Origin of the sequence: Pedobacter gandavensis (assembly GCF_032677645.1) — a bacterium.
Lineage (GTDB): Bacteria > Bacteroidota > Bacteroidia > Sphingobacteriales > Sphingobacteriaceae > Pedobacter > Pedobacter gandavensis_A.
Map to the genome: position 1 here is coordinate 192,996 of NZ_JAVTSB010000006.1, position 18,145 is coordinate 211,140.

At 41.6% G+C, this 18,145-nt stretch carries 13 protein-coding genes; 2 read left to right on the forward strand and 11 right to left on the reverse strand.

Annotated elements, in window-relative coordinates; all coding sequences use genetic code 11:
• Positions 1 to 118 precede the first annotated feature (118 nt).
• From R2Q66_RS11765 to R2Q66_RS11805, 9 genes are all read right to left on the reverse strand, one after another.
• Positions 119 to 1,129 (reverse strand): UbiA family prenyltransferase, encoded by a 1,011-nt coding sequence (locus tag R2Q66_RS11765; protein WP_316749116.1) that lies wholly within the window; start codon positions 1,127 to 1,129, stop codon positions 119 to 121.
• Positions 1,116 to 2,171 (reverse strand): hypothetical protein, encoded by a 1,056-nt coding sequence (locus R2Q66_RS11770; protein ID WP_316749117.1) that lies wholly within the window; start codon positions 2,169 to 2,171, stop codon positions 1,116 to 1,118. Before R2Q66_RS11770 ends, R2Q66_RS11765 begins: the two co-directional genes overlap by 14 nt.
• A gap of 3 nt (positions 2,172 to 2,174) precedes the next feature.
• Positions 2,175 to 3,335 carry a glycosyltransferase family 4 protein gene (locus tag R2Q66_RS11775; RefSeq protein ID WP_316749119.1) on the reverse strand — a complete coding sequence of 387 codons (1,161 nt, stop codon included), beginning with the start codon at positions 3,333 to 3,335 and terminating at the stop codon, positions 2,175 to 2,177.
• Positions 3,336 to 3,338: 3 nt separating this feature from the next.
• The gene (locus tag R2Q66_RS11780) at positions 3,339 to 5,141 is read right to left on the reverse strand and encodes an ABC transporter ATP-binding protein (protein ID WP_316749120.1); all 1,803 of its coding nucleotides are present in this window, start codon (positions 5,139 to 5,141) and stop codon (positions 3,339 to 3,341) included.
• Positions 5,142 to 5,176: 35 nt separating this feature from the next.
• Positions 5,177 to 5,983 carry a methyltransferase, TIGR04325 family gene (locus R2Q66_RS11785; RefSeq protein WP_316749122.1) on the reverse strand — a complete coding sequence of 269 codons (807 nt, stop codon included), beginning with the start codon at positions 5,981 to 5,983 and terminating at the stop codon, positions 5,177 to 5,179.
• An 11-nt stretch (positions 5,984 to 5,994) separates the two neighbouring features.
• Complete coding sequence (locus tag R2Q66_RS11790) at positions 5,995 to 7,095, reverse strand: DegT/DnrJ/EryC1/StrS family aminotransferase (protein WP_316749124.1); 1,101 nt, start codon at positions 7,093 to 7,095, stop codon at positions 5,995 to 5,997.
• Positions 7,073 to 7,444, reverse strand: a complete 372-nt coding sequence (locus R2Q66_RS11795) for an FdtA/QdtA family cupin domain-containing protein (protein WP_316749126.1) — start codon at positions 7,442 to 7,444, stop codon at positions 7,073 to 7,075. Before R2Q66_RS11795 ends, R2Q66_RS11790 begins: the two co-directional genes overlap by 23 nt.
• Positions 7,428 to 8,288: a beta-1,6-N-acetylglucosaminyltransferase gene (locus R2Q66_RS11800; protein WP_316749130.1), complete on the reverse strand. Its 861-nt coding sequence runs from the start codon at positions 8,286 to 8,288 to the stop codon at positions 7,428 to 7,430. Before R2Q66_RS11800 ends, R2Q66_RS11795 begins: the two co-directional genes overlap by 17 nt.
• A gap of 122 nt (positions 8,289 to 8,410) precedes the next feature.
• Positions 8,411 to 9,910, reverse strand: coding sequence for a hypothetical protein (locus R2Q66_RS11805; RefSeq protein WP_316749132.1), 1,500 nt, complete (start codon positions 9,908 to 9,910; stop codon positions 8,411 to 8,413).
• Between the two features lie 167 nt (positions 9,911 to 10,077).
• On the opposite strand from R2Q66_RS11805, the gene R2Q66_RS11810 reads away from it, so the two are divergent.
• Both R2Q66_RS11810 and R2Q66_RS11815 read left to right on the forward strand, forming a co-directional pair.
• Entirely contained in the window at positions 10,078 to 10,989 is a 912-nt protein-coding gene (locus tag R2Q66_RS11810; protein WP_316749134.1) for a glycosyltransferase family 2 protein, read from the forward strand.
• A 5-nt stretch (positions 10,990 to 10,994) separates the two neighbouring features.
• Positions 10,995 to 12,164, forward strand: a complete 1,170-nt coding sequence (locus tag R2Q66_RS11815; RefSeq protein ID WP_316749136.1) for a glycosyltransferase family 2 protein — start codon at positions 10,995 to 10,997, stop codon at positions 12,162 to 12,164.
• 8 nt (positions 12,165 to 12,172) lie between these two features.
• Here the strand turns inward: R2Q66_RS11815 and R2Q66_RS11820 are convergent, their stop codons facing one another.
• Positions 12,173 to 12,898, reverse strand: coding sequence for a 4'-phosphopantetheinyl transferase family protein (locus tag R2Q66_RS11820; protein WP_316749138.1), 726 nt, complete (start codon positions 12,896 to 12,898; stop codon positions 12,173 to 12,175).
• The gene (locus R2Q66_RS11825) at positions 12,898 to 18,138 is read right to left on the reverse strand and encodes a non-ribosomal peptide synthetase (RefSeq protein ID WP_316749141.1); all 5,241 of its coding nucleotides are present in this window, start codon (positions 18,136 to 18,138) and stop codon (positions 12,898 to 12,900) included. The genes R2Q66_RS11820 and R2Q66_RS11825 overlap by 1 nt, the downstream gene beginning before the upstream one ends.
• Positions 18,139 to 18,145: the final 7 nt, after the last annotated feature.

Consider the following 18,145-nt stretch of genomic DNA (forward strand, 5'->3'; position numbering starts at 1 on the left):
GGAAATTAAGGCAGAGATCTTTCCTTTTCTAGATCACTAAGATAGAAATATAGGTCGTCATAGACAAGGTATTGACAATTTAGTTGTTCCGGAATTATAAAATAAGACTGTTTCCTTACTAATTTAGCCGTTTCTTGGTTAAAAGGTATTTGAGCAATTTTAAGTAGTCTTTCAAAGCAGTTTTTAGGCCATCACTAAATAAGACCATATGAACCCCGGCAATAATGATGTTTTTGGGATCCTGTAACACCGATGCCAACAACAGTGCAAATGGAAAAAATACCTGGTAATAATCTGCCATTAGAATCTGAAAAGGCTTTTCTTTTTTGAAGAGAATGAGGATCAGTTGAGTATCATACATCAGGCGCCTGCCAAAAACCAATATAAAGTACAAGACCAGGGAAATGAAGGCATTGGCCGATTGCAATTCGTACAACATGAGTAAAAGATATGCACACTCAAAACCCATGATTATCCTGGCCCTGATTTCAAAATGAGCAGGGAGCACCTGACTTGCATAGGTATTCAAATTTACTTTAAGGTCGTTTTCACGGTCTGAAAACTGATGCCATAAAATACCACGAAGGCCATAACAAAACGACCAGCCGGCTACCGCAATAAACCAGACCAGGTTTAAGTTCTGATGAGTTCCATAGCTTACACTGGCCACCATGAGCAGACTGGTGAAAACATGAGATCCCGTCGCATCTGCAAATACCCCCCAGATCCCCCTATTTTTTAAGCGGATTGGTTTGATGGAATATAAACTGAAAACAATCCAGGAAAGCAGGTAAAGTAGGCAGGAAAGTAGGTCTGGATAAAGAAAATAGCCAAACATCAAGCCTAACGACAGGCAAAGTACAGGGATCAACCACCTTATTTTTACCGGAACCTTTTGGATTCTATTGGACTTTCCACTGGCCAGATCTTCTTCAAGATCGGTAATGTCATTGATCACACTAACGTAAATTGCACCTACAATCAAGGCGGCCAGTAAGAAAAGCAGATGGAGTGCGACCTTATAGAGTGGCACTGGCGACATTAAGGCCGTCGCATAACCAATAGCGAGTAAAGGTGGTAATTTATAGCTCCACCATTCCTGTGATCTGATGACCTTAAAGACGCTCATTTTTCTTCTGGTTTAGTATCGAGTATAAGGCAAGGGCCTCTAAACAAAATCCTGTAGTTAATTCTTCGGAGCCGTAGCATAAATGTTTTTTAGGACCACCATAATAGACTGCCCAACGCGGCCATCCACCAGATTTTTTCTGCCTGCTGAGCAAAAATTCAACGGCCTGTTCTAATATTGGGGAATCATAATCTCCATTTAGGAGTACAATAATACCCAAAGCGGTATCCAATACCCCGGTTCCAAAAGAACCATCGGCATTCACAGTTAATAATACACGATTGGTAATAGTTAATTTTGCAGGTTCCATTTCTTTAATTCCGGTCTTATAAAGTCTGGAAAAGAAATAATATACGGTAAAGGGATTCCGGTACCATAAGTCGCAATCGCCTTCTTTTTCTGTAGCAATGATGTTCAGTAAGTAGGGTACAATAGGCGCGGTTTCGGCGGTATAGCCGAAGTAGAAAAGCGCATTGGCATTCACTACTGCATCAATGTCGTAGCGGGAAGCCTCCGTTTTCTTCCAGAAAAAAAAACTACCAACCGGGTGTTTTAATGCCCGAAGACACAACAGCCAGAAATCTTTTAGCGGTACAAAAATTGGCCTTAACGCATACCAGGTGTAGAATAAGCCTGATTTGCTGCGGTTGGCCAGGATCAGTTCCTCGTTTGCAGGATAACTTTTGTTCAAAGCCTGTAAAACCTTTGAAGCACAAACCGTATTGTCAACATCTGGCGGACAAACCGGAAACAAGGGGTTTAGAATGCTGAAGTTATTCCACACACCACCCCTCATCATCTGATACTGCAGAAATGCGGCAGCCTTATCCAGTATTTCAGTAATTACTGGAAGGTGTTTTAAAGGAAGTAAAGCATAGGCAATGAGTGAACCTGGGAATATATTACTCTGTGCGATACACATTTTCATTTCATCCTCATCACCAATGTAACAGCAAAATTCCCCATTAGGAAATTGATGATCCTCCAGGAAATCTACACCTTTTAGGATCGCTTGTTCGGTTAGGATTTGAAGTTCCTGCATTGCTTAATTGCTTAAAACATCATGAATTAATATTGCGAAGTCCTGCTCCGGACTGGCGGGAACATGAGCTTTCACATATTTTGCTGCATTTTCGCCTATCAATTCCCATTGATCCCGCTGTTGCCAGGCAGTCTCCATAGCCATGGCGAAAGAGCGCTCATTGGCTTCACCGATAAATCCGGTAAAACCTTCCTCTACCAGCTCTGTATTTCCACCGGCATTGGTAATGATGACCGGTCTGCCTACAGACATGGCCTCCACCATAGAAAGCGGTAAACCTTCACTTCTGGAAGGCAATACCAGGGCATGATGCGAAGGCCATATCCGACCAATATCATCCACTTGGCCGATAAATTCTACATTGTCGAGTTTCAACAAATTAGCCATTTCTTTTAATCCAGCTTCATCAGGACCTTTTCCTATAAAAGAAACCATGACCGGTCTTGTACGCCATTCTTCCTGTGCTAAAATCCGCAGCAGAATATCCTGACCCTTATCCAATATAAATAACCGACCTATACAGGCTAACTTGTATTGCGCTGTGCTTGCAGGATAAGGCACTGGATTTCCGGCTAATTTTACCGGATTGAAAACTACGGATGCATTTGCCAGTCTCTTGCCAAATTGTTCTTCCGTAAGTCTCAGGTTATGATAAGAGACAAAAAAACAACGTTTTGCCGCTTGTAATACCTTCAACATCATTGGCCTGTCGTTCGGAGCAGGCCAGTAAAAATCTACTGCCTTCTGCGAAATGATGACGTATGGGATACCTAACATCAGGCATTCATTGGCAAGTTTAAGTCCGTCAAAATTGATTCCCTGGGCAATGATGACCAGGGAAGGTGCTTCTTTGAGGATGGCCTTTTTAAAGGCATTTAACTCAGATGAAGAAGTCTTTATCAGCTTTAATTCTGTCGCTACTTTAAAAGGAATCCTGATTGCTTTTTTCAACATCCGTTTTAACAGGGCTGTCTCCGGGGATAGTTCAATTAAGTTTACCCCGATTTCTGCCAGTGCAAGAAATTCAGGATGAGTCCTGTTAATCTTTGATTTGATGAGTACAGTCTGGTAGCCATATTTCTGAAGGTAAGGGATGCTTCTTGCCCAGAGTTCTTCGCTGCCACCCCAGTCTTCCACACAACTTACAATTGCTATTTTTTTCATCAGTTATGCTTTCTTATTGAACAATTTATAATAGGCCCCGGTCATTGCAATCAATTCTTCATGCGTACCGGATTCTACAATCCGGCCATTAGAGAGCATGTATATATAATCTGCGTGTTTCACCGCAGATTGCCGGTGACTAATAATTAAAGCGGCACGATTTCCTATCCTTTCACGGAAGGAATCGAACAACAACTTTTCTGCGTTGGCATCCAGGGCGCTCGTTGCTTCATCCAGAATAATAAAGCGCGAATTGCTATAGAATGCCCTTGCAATAGCGAGTTTTTGCCATTGTCCAATGCTCACCTCATGTCCATCTTCGAAAATCCTACCCATCACCGTCTGGTAGCCATCCGGAAATTTATCTATAAACAAATCTGCACCGGAGTTTTTTGCGGCTTCGATCACCTCCTCATGAGGACGATTCCCATGAATATCACCAAACCTGATGTTGTCTGCTGCGCTGACATTGTATTTCCCAAAATCCTGAAATACCGCACATATTTGTTTACGGTAATCTACGCTTTTGAACTGTCTGATATCCGTACCATTTAAAGTAATTTGTCCGGAACTCGGATCATAAAGTCTGCACATTAACTTAATCAAGGTAGATTTTCCGGCTCCGTTCATACCCACCACAGCAATTATTTTCCCTGAAGGAAGTTTGATATTAATATCTGATAAGGTCGGCTTGCTCGAATGAGGATAGCTAAAACTCAGGTTTTTCAACTCGAGGTCGATATGTGGATCTTCCGGAATAGAGAGTGGAGTAGCGGGTTCAGGTAAACTGCTGGTCAAATCAAACAGTTCAAAAATACTCTTCACGAAAATGTTATTTTGATAAAGCGTAGAGATACTGGACGACAATCCTTGCAAAACATTGAAGGATTGAGGAAAAGCAACCAGAAATAAAGTAATGTCACCAACGCTGGTTGTACCGCGAATACTACCAATCGCGATGTAGGCGATACAGGAGAAAAACCCTATTGCAGCAATGGTGGAGGTAATCAGTTCCTTGTAAGTTCTACGTTTACTGATGGCGAGTCTGCCGGCAAGTAAGTCTAAACGGATACCGGAGTATAATTTGCGAAGGTGCTGACCCAGCCCGAAGCTTCTGATTTCTTTGGCATGAATATCAGTTGTCAGCAAAGTGCTCATATAACCGGATTTCCTTTCCAAGGCTGTCTGAGCAATCCTCAATGCATTTTGACTATCCGCGAATTTGATCCTTACCCAAAGCGTAGGGATCACAAAGATCGCCAATATCGGAAACAACCGCCAATCGATGGATACCAGCATGGAGCCAATCACGATCAGGCTAATGCTGTTCCTCGCAATGTCTACAATTGTAAAAACAATCAGGTTTGGACGATCAGTTCCCATATCCCTTGCCCTTTTCAGGATATCGAAATACTCCGGACTCTCATAAAAGGAAAGGTCCAGACCGATGGCACTTTCATGGATTTTACTGTCAATATATTCGGCAACCTCGCCGGATTGTTTTTCGGTAATATAGCCGGAAATCGCTTTCGTAGCAGTATAAAAAACCGCAGATAAAGCCGCTAGAACAAGGTATTTGATCACCTCGTTTTCATTCTGAAGATTATGGATCCCATGTTTGGAAATGGTATCAATCAACAGTTTCAACATATATAAAGAGGAGAAGAACAGCGCACTTTCTATCACGATAAAGACCAGAGAAACGGTAGTCCAGGTCTTTGAGGCGGTCCAAATCAGTTTTAAAATCCTTAACAAATTAAGGTTAGTTCTTAATTTATTGATTTTATTGGAGAACGATTCGATCATTTTAAATGTAACTAGCAGGTAGGTTGAGAATGTTTTTAGATTTCCCAGAAGGAACCTTCGTATCGGAAGGGTTTTAACTGAAGGTAATACTTTTCAGGCGCAGATATGAAATCATATTTCTTTTCATAAGCTGCTGCTAAAGATCCTTCCACGCGATTCCGGTCAGGGAAATAACAAGGATAAGAAGCTTCAATACCATAAAATACTGGAGGAACATGCTGAATCGTGATTCTATCACCTGGTTGATCATTATAGCCGATAAAATCGAGTAACACATGTGGAATAAAGGATTTTTTCACCTCATCCAAAAGCTCATAAGGTTTTTCAAGGTATTGCAGCACATTGCAGATCAGGAATAGATCCACCTCGTTTTCGGCCAGACAATCTGCTATAGAACTGTAAAAAGTAACGTGTTCATTTTCAAAATCTTCCTTGCCCGCCTTCACAAATTCCGGTTGCTCTATAATACACCATTTTAACTTTTTCAGATGGGATAAATAGGGGTAGTTTTGATAGTAGGTAGTACCTAAAGAGCCACCAAAATCAATCAGCGTAAGTTGGTTGTCGTTTTTGGAGGCCACATAGAGTAAGACACTTAACAGAGGAAAGTTCATCTGTACCTTGTCATAAGCAATACCGTCGCGCTCATAAGGAATCTCCTTATTTTTTACTTTTAAGGTACTTTCCTTAATTTTATTTAGAATATCTGCCTCATCATAACCCTGGCATTTCTCTTTAGCGGCCTGATAATCCTTATAATCACCTTTCCAGCCATATTTAAAACTATACCATTTTAAACTATGGGCCAGCGGGGGGATGAATTCTTTGACAAGGTAGTTCATGATGCGGGAAGCTATACGTTAAATTTATTCAATACTTTAACCACCTGGTGGATATCTTCTTTCGAGTGTGCAAAAGAACAAGGTAAACTCAGGGTAGTCTGGTGAATGTTAGTCGATATCGGGTAGTCAAAATTTGTCAGGTAATCTTTTAAAGCGGCCTGGTTTTGTGGTGCTACCGGATAATGTATTTCTGTAGCAATTCCATGATCCAGTAAATATTGTTTTAACTCATCCCTTTTCGGATGAAGAATATTAAAGATATGGTAAACGTGATGAAAATCAGGATCAATATGCGGTTTAATAAAATCATCCTTCAACTCCTTGATATAGATTTCAGCTAAAGCCCGCTTATGGTTGTTAATCTCGTCAAGATGGGGAAGCTTAATTCTTAAAAAAGAAGCTTGTAGCTCATCCAACCTCGAATTATAACCAACTATGCTATTGTGGTATTTCTTTTCAGAGCCATAATTACGGAGCTGTCTCAGTTGCAGGTAATCGGCCTCCGACTTACAGATGACCGCACCAGCATCTCCTAAGGCACCTAAGTTTTTGGTAGGATAAAAGCTAAAAGCACCAAAATCTCCAAATGTACCGGCAAGCTTATTTTTATATTTTGCACCATGAGCCTGCGCGCAGTCTTCAATAATTTTAAGGCTATGTTTTTCTGCAATATCCATAATTGGATCCATCTCACAGCACAGTCCGTATAAGTGAACCACCATAATGGCCACTGTTTTAGCGGTAACTGCAGCAGTAATCTTAGCTGGGTCAATATTATAGGTTGCCGGATCAGGCTCTACCAATACAGGTGTTAAACCACAATGCAGGATGGATAAAATCGTTGCGATGTAGGTGTTTGAGGGTACAATCACCTCATCACCAGGATTGAATTTGCAGCATTTTAAGGAAAGGATGAGTGCATCCAGGCCATTTGCAACCCCAACAACCTGTTTTTCCTGATGATAACCGGCAAACTCTTTTTCAAACAGCGAAACCTCTTCGCCTAAAATATACCAGCCTTTAGCTAAGAACAGGTCGAATTTTTCACGGAGTTTCTCTTCAAATGGTTGGTTAAGAGTTTTTAGATTTTCATACGGTATCATACGGCTCATAAATATAGTCTTTAGGATCAAATGCGGTGGAAGCGAGTACCAGTAAAATTGCATCCGACGAGAAATCATGCATTACATGCCAATCTTCCGGCAATAAAAATAAACACTTTTCAGGACTATCGAGATCGAAAATTTCAGTTTTTGTACCGTTATTATTGGTTATTTTGCAAGAACCTTTAATGCATATTGCAGCCTGATGAGTCTCATGATGTCTGTGGCCGCCGCGATCCGTTTCGTCTACATCATAAATGTAAAATAATCTCTTGATTTCAAATGGAACAATCTGGTCTAATACAGTTAATACGCCGCGGCTATCTTTAAAGGTCTTCAGGTTAGTTATGTGTGCCATTCTTTAGGATTTGGTTGTCGATTAAATCTAATATTTTCGGGCTGTTTATCATGTCGAATTTTCTGGCAAACAGCATTTCAGTTTTCTCTAGTTTATCAAAGTCTGTTTCATTTAATATTTTCGGGTTTGCTCCACCGGCGCTCCAGTCAATATATCTGTAGTTGTTATTCACCACTTTATCCTTGTATTTTGAGTTCAGGATCATGGTTTGAAAAACAAACTCATCACTTGCCCAGCTGAAAGAGAAAAACTGTCTCAGTTTCTTATCTTTTTCGACTTTATTTACCACATACATGGCCACTTCCGGACTCAACATCCAGAACATCGATTTTCCATAAGGGTGCAAATTGTGAGGTAATTTCCTAACGGGCATTATTTTATTAATAACTCTTTCCAGGCGGTGTTTCCCCGGAAAGCTGTAGCTCGATAGAAAGTAGTTTTCCATGCGGATTAAACCTTCCTTCCAGTCGTTCTTGAAATCCCGATAACTGAGGAATTCTTTACCTACGTTTTCCCTGAAAAAAGTGTTAAGCTTTTCCGGTGATTTTAGCGGGTAATCCTGACCACTTAAAAAGTTGATGAATTGATAACAAATCCCGGTTCCTACGATTTCTTTAATACATTCGAAAGTTGCGATGACAGTGCTAAACCCAGCCCATTTCACATCTACACGATTATTTATGAAATATACATTAGGAAGTGCCTTAAGAAACAGATGAGGATTGATGTCGAATTTTTTGTCTACATGAATGTAGAAATCAAAATTTTCATGATACATCATCCGAATCATTCTTTCGGTTTGTTGTGGATTAGTATAAGTTAAGATCAAATGAGCAATACGCATGTTAAAGTAAATATTTAACTATGAAAATATAGTGCCAATATGTTAGAAATCCAAGCAGCCTTAGATTTGTGCCTAAAATATTACAGTGCAGGTTAATTTTTACAGGAGCTTCATCATCAGGATCAATTCCCTTTTACAAGCGGGGATCCTGCATAAGTACAGACTCTAAATGAAGGGTCATCAGCCTGACTGGCATCTCCACGCTGCATTCGATAGAAGAAAGTCTGTTTATCCGTCACCGGATTTTGCATCAACAATTGCCATACCTTTCCTGAGCCTTTTAAGGCTAATACCTTATTTCCGGGTATCTCATAACCGGCTGATTTACTTTGTTTAACCGGTATATCGTAGAGGATGGTAATCGTATTTCCCTTGTAACTGATTTTAGAGATCTGAGGAGGTAATTTATCCTTAAAAGGATCGCGGACTTTCGATCGGTCTGTTTTATAAATATTGATCAATCCGGTCTTCGCGTTAAAAGTAACGTCATTTGTTCCGGTTGCTTTTACATTGGAAATTTCCCCGCCATCTACCATTAAACTCATGTTTCTGTAAATGACATTTGGATCTACGGCATTCATATCCAGTGTGATGTGATATTTTCCGGTAGCCGGATCATAGTGCTCTTTAACAACCTTTACCTTCGCTTTTGTTTTCATATAATCCATCAACTCCTTTGAAGAAGTCATCCAGGCACTATCCCGGTTTGCAGGATGGTTTTTAATATAATTGATGAAGTCATAGAAGATCTCTGCACCTTCATTTTTATCTCCAAAAGGACCATGACTAAAGGCAGCCCCGATTAGTTTTTTATCTTTCTGCGGATGATCAAATACATAATCAACATATTTTTTTGCATCGATAAGCTCTTTAGGATTCCATTGGTCTCCTAAATTGCTTCTGGATATCAGCACTTTATTGAAATTCTGAGTCTTTACGGGGATTACGCTTCCCCAGCTTACATTTTCATTTCCGGGATCATTGTTGCCATCGGGAATAGGCTCTCCGAATTCTGAGGTGATCAAATGATAACCCAACTGTAGCCCCGTTTCTACAAAACCCTCATCATTGGAAGGAATGGCAATCTCTGTCATCCGGTAATGTGTATGGTTCCACAGGTTTTTCTCGGCATCTTTTATGGCTTTCAGTTTATCCGTCCCCCCATGAAACAAGGTATGGTTCATCATGGAATGTCCCTTGGAAACAATTTCCATGATCTGTGGCCAGGAGGTTACATTGGTAGAGCTACCATGCTCTTCATTTGGGTTAAGGGCAAAAGAATATTTAAACCCAATATTTTTACCAGTACCATCAGTATAGGTAAAACCGGGGTACTTTTTCCCGTTTACTACCCCTCCACTAATCACTTTGTAAACAATGTTATAATCTGAAGCCAATCCGTCATCTTTTATCAGCATGAAGCCCTTACTTTTATTGTACGCAAGGTCGGTAAACTGGAAATGAGGTTTTTTTACCTTTTTAAGATCCATTTCTATGGATACCAATCTGGAGGTATCGCCTAAATTTACTGCAGGGATCACAATGGGCGTCACGATGGAGCTGGCATCCATCTGCCGGCCGGCCGTTACAGGTCTGTTGCATTGCGTAAGAGACGTACTCATCAGTATGCCCACACATTTTAATACCCGGGATAACTTATTTAGTGATGACATGTTTTTTCTTTAGGAGATGGAGCAGTATTTGTAATTAACTAAGCTTATACAATAATAGCTTTTTTACAAATTAAATCGCTAAAAAATAACCGATCAAAATCCTACTTTTACAGCAGATGAAACTGACCTCTATAATTTCCGTTAACTTTAATCAACCAGAGGTAACGTTAGCGTTCTTACGTTCAGTCAAGAATAATACCATAGGCATACCGGTTGAATTGATTTTAGTTGACAACGGGAGCAGAGAAGACCATGAAGCAGCGTTTCTGGCAGCTTATCCCGACCTCAAATATTTGCGTTCCGAACAGAATCTAGGCTTTGCCGGAGGCAATAATATCGGCATTAACATAGCCACAGGTGATTATTTACTCTTATTGAACAACGATACGGAGATCAGTCCTAACCTCATTTCCGTGTTAACGGAAACGATGGATCATAACCCGGAAATCGGGATAATTTCCCCGTTAATACTTTATTACGATCAACCGGATACGATTCAGTATGCGGGATTTACGGAGATGAATTACCTCACTGCGAGGAATAAAGGGATCGGTAATATGGAACACAACCGGGGTCAATATGATCAGGATAGCAGGGAAACAGGCTACTGTCATGGTGCCGCGATGATGTGCAGAAGCGCAGAGCTCGATAAGACCGGCCTGATGGCAGAGAACTATTTCCTATATTATGAAGAATTAGACTGGTGCGAACAGTTTAAACGCGCAGGAAAGAAAATCTGGTTTACCGGCCGTACAAAAATCTACCATAAAGAGTCTATGAGTGTTGGTAAAGAAAGTAGTATCAAAACTTATTTCATGACCAGGAATAGAATGCTCTTCATCCGTAGAAATACCGGCTGGCTAAACACCTTCCTTTTCAGTTGCTTTTATATCGGTATCGCCTGTCCGAAACAAATATTTATTTACCTTAGAAAGGGAAGAACAGACCTCGTGAAATGGGTGTTTAAAGGTGTGTTATGGAATTTCAGCCAGTCCAAAACCAGTAAGTACTTAGGCTTTAAAATATAATATTGATGATCATACTTTTCTGGATCAGCATTTTTCTGATCGTATATACATTTGTAGGTTATGGCTTTGTGCTGTACCTGTTATTGAAACTAAAAAGCTTATTTGTAAAGCCCTTTACTTTCCAAAAGAGCCGCAATTTACCCACCGTAACCTTGATGGTAGCTGCCTATAATGAAGCGGAACTGATTGAAGAGAAAATCAAAAACACCCTTGAACTGAACTACCCTAAAGACAAAATACAGTTCATCTTTACTACGGATGGTTCCTCTGACAGTACACCGGATCAGGTGCGTAAATATTCGGAAATCACCTTACTCCACATCGATGCGAGGGAAGGTAAGATGGCCGCCATTAAACGTGCAATACCATTTATCAAAGGAGAAATTACCGTATTTACGGATGCCAATACCTTTTTGAATAAAGACGCTGTACTGGAACTGGTTAAGCATTACCAAAACCCTAAAGTAGGTGCTGTAGCCGGAGAAAAAAGAATACTGGTTCCGGAAACTGCGGATGCGAGCTCTGCGGGAGAAGGTTTTTACTGGAAATATGAATCCCTGCTGAAGAAATGGGATTACGCGCTTTATTCCGGAGTAGGAGCAGCGGGGGAGTTGTTTAGCATCCGAACCGCATTGTATCAGCCGGTAGAATCTGACACGATCATAGACGACCATATGATCGCTATGCGCATTGCCGAAAACGGATATATTATTGCCTATGAACCCAATGCCTATGCGATGGAAACCGCTTCTGCGGATGTAAAAGAAGAACTGAAACGTAAAATAAGAATTGCAGCAGGAGGGATCCAATCGATCTTAAGGCTAAAGAAATCAGCTAATCCTTTTCATAATCCCATCTTTACTTTTCAATACATGAGTCACCGGGTATTGCGCTGGACCATTACGCCCTTTCTGTTGATCCTTGCTTTTATCTTAAATGGCATCATCGCCCTCCAAACCGGGGAGTTATTTTATCAGGTATTATTTGGCCTGCAACTGCTATTTTACGTATTGAGCCTTGTTGGACTCTATTTTGAAAATAGAAACATCAGAATCAAAGCCCTGTTTATTCCTTATTACTTCTGTGTCATGAATTACGCCGTAATTGCGGGCATCATCAGGTATTATAAGAAGAACCAGAGTGCGGCCTGGGAAAAGTCTAAAAGAAAAGTATAAAAGAAAACCTACAGAAAAGTAAGTCCGGTAGTATTCAAATCCCAGAATTTAACCGGCTTGCTATCCAGGGGAATAGCGGTAGTCAATAAATGGGTTTCCATAGCAAAGAAACTATCGACCTGATAGCTCAGACCATTTCTTAAAACCAGGGTATCCATGCTGGGTACCTGCGGCAGCTGCTCTACAATCCCTTCTCCGGTAGCCTTAACAATCGCCTCTTTTCTGGTCCAGAGCAGGTAAAAGGCCAGGATAGGGAGGGCTGCAGCTTCTACCATTGCTTGTTCTTCTTTAGAAAAACAAAGATCAACCACCTCTTTATATTGAAAATAAGGATCTATGTACTCAATGTCGACCCCAATAGGGTTTTCACTGATAGCAATGGTGATCAGGTCTTTAGAATGACTCACATTAAAAGATAAATCATCAATAGCAGGCTTCTTATTTTCTTTCAAATGAAAAACCAGAGCTTCCGGCGGGCGTCCAAGAAACCGGGAAAGGAGTTTCCTTAAAAAGTACTTGCGTACAGTATAATTCTCCCTGCTCTGTTGGTGTAGAAAACGGGCTGCTTTGACCAATTCTTCCGCGGACAATAATTCTTCAGCCGCTATTTTCTTAAAGTAATCACTTGCTTTGATTTTAAAAACATGGGCAAAATCCTTCACAGAAAGATCTTGTCCATCATATGGAAGCCAGGTGATTGGCCCCTTGAGCAAATTTTCAGCAGTTGATTTCATTAGATTTTATTTAAAGCGGCCTGTAAAATTCTTGCAAATTCTTCATTATTTGGGGGATATAAGAAAGTCTCATGATCTCCCGGAACATCATGACGCTCTATTCCCTGATTGGCATATTTTGCCCAGCCAAGTGTGCGGTTATCATCCAGATAATACAAACGCTTCTTAACAGAGAATAAACTGATTTTAAGGTCTTCCGGGACCATCTGGTAATGGTTGTGCGCCAGATCATAATTTCTATAAATCTCCCTTTCGTAAGGACTAAAATGTAGGGTGTAATCCTGTCCCTGTGGCAATATCGTATCGTCCATCCGACGTTTAATCATTTGTAGCTGATAATGAAAAGCTTCTCCGGGATGGCGGAAGAAAGAGCTAACGAAAAATGGGATTTTATAAAACTGCCTTTTAATCTTGTTCAATAACTTCACAGACCGGGGAACTGAGCTACCTACATCACCGGCATAAGTATCTAAAATCCCTAAAAACTTCACCTCTTTACCCATATTGGTTAACTGTTTAGCCATCTCATACACAATGAAACCACCCAGCGAATAACCAGATAAATAATAAGGACCATTTGGATGTACTTTCAGTATTTCCGCAACATAAACGGCTGCGATCTCCTCAATACTATCAAGAAGCACCGTTTCCCGGTTCAAACCTAAAGCTTGCAACCCATAAACCGGCTGATCTTCGTCCAGGTATTTGCTCATCGACTGAAACACCAATACATTTAACCCACCACCATGAACCATAAACAGCGGGTGTTTTGAACCTGAGGTTTTAATAGGGACTAAAGCGTCCCATTGTACTTCCGGCTCATCAGGATTTAGTTTTTTAGCTAGTTTCTGAATGTTTGCGTTTTCAAACAAGGTGGCCAGGGGCAAGCGCTTCCCGGTTTCCTTCTCAATTGCAGCCATCACTTTTACCGCAAGCAGGGAGTGACCACCCAGCTCAAAAAAGTCGGCAGTAGTATCCATAAATTCTAAACCCAATACGGCTGACCAAATGTCAAAGATCAGCTGCTCATTTTTGTTCTGAGGTAACTCCCTCAACTGCCCCTGATTTTCGGCCTTAGGCTGCGGTTTAGGAAGCGCTTTTTTGTCTATCTTATGGTTAGGCGTTAAAGGAAAAGCTTTTAAAGCCACAAAATCAACAGGAATCATGTAATCCGGAAGTTGAGTAGCCAGGCGCTCTTTCCATGCCGCTATCGTTTTCTTAGCAAGGAAAAGCTCGTTGGTAGAAAGTGGGGTTTTAGCGAAATCTACAAGATTACCTGTCGCCAGATCAATGGCAGCAGGAGCATCAGGAATCATCAGCGGAGCAATTCCTTCCTTAATGAACACCACATCGTAACAACCATCCGTCCCATCTGTGCTCCATCGGATATTCGTTTGATACCCCAACTTAGCACCCAATTCCCAGAATTCATCCGGATGAACACCATCTGCTAAATGCTCCAGCTGGTGTTTAATATCAGCAACCAGGGTATCCGGTGCTGCGGAATTCATCCAATTCAGTAAAGCATAATCTTTGGCCGTTCTGGCATTAAAAACCCAGTTCAGGGAGATACAATTGGCCTGTTCTTTTTCAAGAATTTCAGCTACTGCATGTACACTTTTCAGCTGCTGCCAGTCCAGTGTTACCTCCGGACTAATTGTTTTCAGGTGATCAGCATGCACATAAATCCAGACATCATAATGATATTTGGTGGTTTCATTTAAGGAAGCCCCCTGTCTTAACTGCACATTAACACCAGAGATTTCCGGTATCAACTTCGGCAACAGATAAAAAAACGCCGGATCAGCTACAAACTCATCCTCAATTCTTACCCGGTTGCTCACTACCTCCTGAAAATCAGGAAGCGTACTACTATCTTTTGCATTGGCCAGGTAATCCATGGCATGGTACATCGTTAAGCTGTTTTTGCCCTGCATATCACCGATAAAAAGACAGCCACCATGCTTTAGCCGCTGTACTGCAGCAGTAATTACCTTTAAAAAATACGCCGTATCAGGGAAATACTGAGCCACACTATGGATCAGTATCAAATCAAAGGAAGGACCGGTAAGCCCGCTAAAATCATCAGCGGCATTGGCCTTTGTTTTAACATGGGCCCATTTTTCCGGATCTGCATCTAGTTTTTGCTGTAGCTTTTCAATCGCTGTTTCCGCGTAATCAGTAGCCATATAGGAACGAGCAAAAGGAGCCAGCTCCAACATCAGCTGACCGCCGCCGCTGCCAATTTCTAAAATATCCTGTGCCTGGAGCGTTTTAATTCTTTGTGCAGATACCGAAAGCCATTCTGCTGCCTGCTCCTGCAGACGATCACTATTTTTCCATTGCTCCAGTAAAATTCCGTCGATTTTTTGATCTGATTCCGCTTTTCCAGCCGAAGACTGCGCTGCCATATCATAAATTGTATCCCATCTGTCCTTCCAGGAAGGGGTACTGTTTTTGGGTTCCAGATCTTCCGGAATCACATAGGCCACCAATCGTTGCCCGCCCAATTGATCTGCAAGGGCCATCACTACGGCCTGTTTTACTGCTTCCAGATCAGTCAGCGCATTTTCAATCTCGCCTAATTCTATGCGGTGACCGCGAATTTTCACCTGCTGATCAGATCTGCCCAGACAAATAACCTCCCCATCTTCGGTAAATTTCCCGAGATCACCGGTTTTGTAAAGTCTTGCCTGATCTGCTCCGCTAAAAGTATCCTTAATGAATTTTTCCGCAGTTAGTTCCGGTTGATTCAGATAGCCGGCAGCTAAACCTTCACCACCGATTAAAATTTCCCCTATGTTTCCGGGAGGGACTAATTGTCCGTTCTCATTAACCAGATAAATACTGGTATTGAAAATAGGTTTACCAATAGTGATCAGTTCATCTTCTTTTTTAACCTCTTTCAGGGTCGACCAGATGGTCGTTTCCGTAGGCCCATACATATTCCATAAAGACGAGCAGCGCTGTAAAAGCGCGGTAGCAAGGTCTTTCGGAAGCCCTTCTCCGCCACACAATACCTTTAATGGCAAAGGACTCATCCAACCGGATTCGATCATCATCCTCCAGGTAGAAGGAGTGGCCTGCATGATCGTGATCTGATGCTGCTGAATCAGGTCTAACAATAAACGTCCGTCCCGGGCACTCTCCGTATCACATAAAACCAGCTCTGCACCGGTAATTAGGGGCAGGTATAATTCCAGACCGGCAATGTCAAAGGAGATCGTGGTGATTGCCAATAAACGATCCGAAGGATCAATTCCTGGTGCAGACTGCATACTGAGCAAGAAATTCAGCAGGTTGGCATGCATAATCTTAACCCCTTTGGGTTTGCCGGTAGAACCGGAAGTATATAAGATATAGGCCAGATCAGTACCTTGAATTGGAACATCCACATTTTGCGCCGGTTGGTGATCCAGTGCAGCCCAAATGTCTTCTATTACATATTCTACTGTTTCGGTACTTGTAAATTTGCCAGCATAAGCTTTAGAAACCAGCAGCATTTTCGCTTTGGAATCTTCCAGCATATAGACAATTCTATCGTGTGGGAAATCAGGGTCTAATGGCAGATAAACACCACCAACTTTAAGAATTCCCAATAAACCAACTACCATTTCTATAGAACGGTCGGTCACTATGGCCACAATATTGCCGGTTTTGATTCCTTTACCTTGTAAATACGAAGCAAACTGGTTCACCCGGTAAATCAGTTCCCTGTAAGTCAGCTGTTCCTTTTTAAACGTTAATGCTTTTTGATTGGGGAACTTTAAAGCCATGCCCTCAATTAGCCTGGAGATATTGATATTGCTATCGAAATCAACCTTGGTTTCATTCCATTGTTTCAATTGATTGAGCCAGGATTCCGAATTAGCCAGGCTATAGCGCTTAATCGTCTTTGCCGGATCAGCAACAAGGCCTTTCAATAGGTTCTCAAAATCGCCGGCCATTTTCTCCATGGTAGCCGGCTTAAAAAGCGCGGTATTATAGGTCCATTCTAAGGTAAGTCCACGCTTAGAGCTTGTGGCATTTAAAAACAATTCAAAAGTCTCGTAAGCCCTCGGATTAGAAATCAGTTCATAATCCAGTCCTTCAAAGGAGACGGAATTATCCATGCCCATATCAATATTGAAAACCACCGGAACCAATGGAACCCTCGAAGGATCTCTTTTAAGGTTCAGCGATTTCACCAATTGTCCAAAAGTGAACTTCTGATAGTCATAAGCATCAAAGAAAGCTTTTTTCCGTTGCTTTAGATACTCAGAAAATGACAAGTCCGGATCTATTTTAGTTTTAATAGGTAGGAGGTTCACACAGTGACCCACCAAGCCGAATTTCTCCGTTGCCGCTTGTCCGGCAGCAGGAAGACCCACCACCAATTCCTGCTGATGCGTTTGCAGGTAAAGAAATACTTCAAACGCAGTCAGTAAAGTGTTCACCAGACTAGCTCCTGAAGCAGCCCCGGTTTTTTTCAACTGCGTCACCATTTCCGTAGAAAGGTGTAAGTCGAACCGGGAAGCCTGATAAGTTCTCAAAGTCGGCCTTGGGAAATCTGTTGGCAGATCCAGAACCGGCACGGTATCCTTATACATTTCCAGCCAGTAATTCAGTGTTTCGTGATACTCCGGACTATGCTCAAAAACCATCATTTCAGCCGCATAATCGCTGATTTGTGGGGCAGGGCTTAAGCTAATCGCTTTCCCTGTCACTTTCGCATTGTATAAAGTACACAGGTCTTCCAGGAATACCCCGGTAGACCAGCCATCGCTGATAATATGGTGTTTAACAATGGTAAAGTAATAATGTGTAGCTGAAAGTTTATGTAAGAACAAACGCATTAAAGGGCCTTCCTGTAAGTCAAAAGGCCGCTGCATTTCCTGTTCAACAAAGGTCTTCAGGACTGCTTTTTGATCACGTTCCTGAGAGATATCGTGAAAGTCAAGGGCAAATTCCGGTTCCTTATAAATGATCAGTGTTTCCCCATTCGGGCTCACTGTAGCACGTAAAGCCTCATGCCTGCCCATCACCTCCATTAGCGAAGTAGAAAAATGAGCAAACTGAAGTTCACCTCGAAGGTCTAAAGACACAGATTCATTGTAGGCCAGGTTGGCAGCCAACTCGCCAATCATACAAGACAGCCAGATTTCTTTCTGTGGCTCATTGGTGAATACAATCTTTTCTATCTCCCTTGATTTATTTTCAAAGGGGTCAAAATCGACTGGTGTTAACGTATATAAAGACATTAAGTTT

Coding starts and splice junctions, on each gene's coding strand:
- R2Q66_RS11765 (WP_316749116.1), bottom strand. CDS start 1,129: ATGAGCGTCTTTAAGGTCATCAGATCACAGGAATGGTGGAGCTATAAA.
- R2Q66_RS11770 (WP_316749117.1), bottom strand. CDS start 2,171: ATGCAGGAACTTCAAATCCTAACCGAACAAGCGATCCTAAAAGGTGTA.
- R2Q66_RS11775 (WP_316749119.1), bottom strand. CDS start 3,335: ATGAAAAAAATAGCAATTGTAAGTTGTGTGGAAGACTGGGGTGGCAGC.
- R2Q66_RS11780 (WP_316749120.1), bottom strand. CDS start 5,141: ATGATCGAATCGTTCTCCAATAAAATCAATAAATTAAGAACTAACCTT.
- R2Q66_RS11785 (WP_316749122.1), bottom strand. CDS start 5,983: ATGAACTACCTTGTCAAAGAATTCATCCCCCCGCTGGCCCATAGTTTA.
- R2Q66_RS11790 (WP_316749124.1), bottom strand. CDS start 7,095: ATGAGCCGTATGATACCGTATGAAAATCTAAAAACTCTTAACCAACCA.
- R2Q66_RS11795 (WP_316749126.1), bottom strand. CDS start 7,444: ATGGCACACATAACTAACCTGAAGACCTTTAAAGATAGCCGCGGCGTA.
- R2Q66_RS11800 (WP_316749130.1), bottom strand. CDS start 8,288: ATGCGTATTGCTCATTTGATCTTAACTTATACTAATCCACAACAAACC.
- R2Q66_RS11805 (WP_316749132.1), bottom strand. CDS start 9,910: ATGAGTACGTCTCTTACGCAATGCAACAGACCTGTAACGGCCGGCCGG.
- R2Q66_RS11810 (WP_316749134.1), top strand. CDS start 10,078: ATGAAACTGACCTCTATAATTTCCGTTAACTTTAATCAACCAGAGGTA.
- R2Q66_RS11815 (WP_316749136.1), top strand. CDS start 10,995: ATGATCATACTTTTCTGGATCAGCATTTTTCTGATCGTATATACATTT.
- R2Q66_RS11820 (WP_316749138.1), bottom strand. CDS start 12,898: ATGAAATCAACTGCTGAAAATTTGCTCAAGGGGCCAATCACCTGGCTT.
- R2Q66_RS11825 (WP_316749141.1), bottom strand. CDS start 18,138: ATGTCTTTATATACGTTAACACCAGTCGATTTTGACCCCTTTGAAAAT.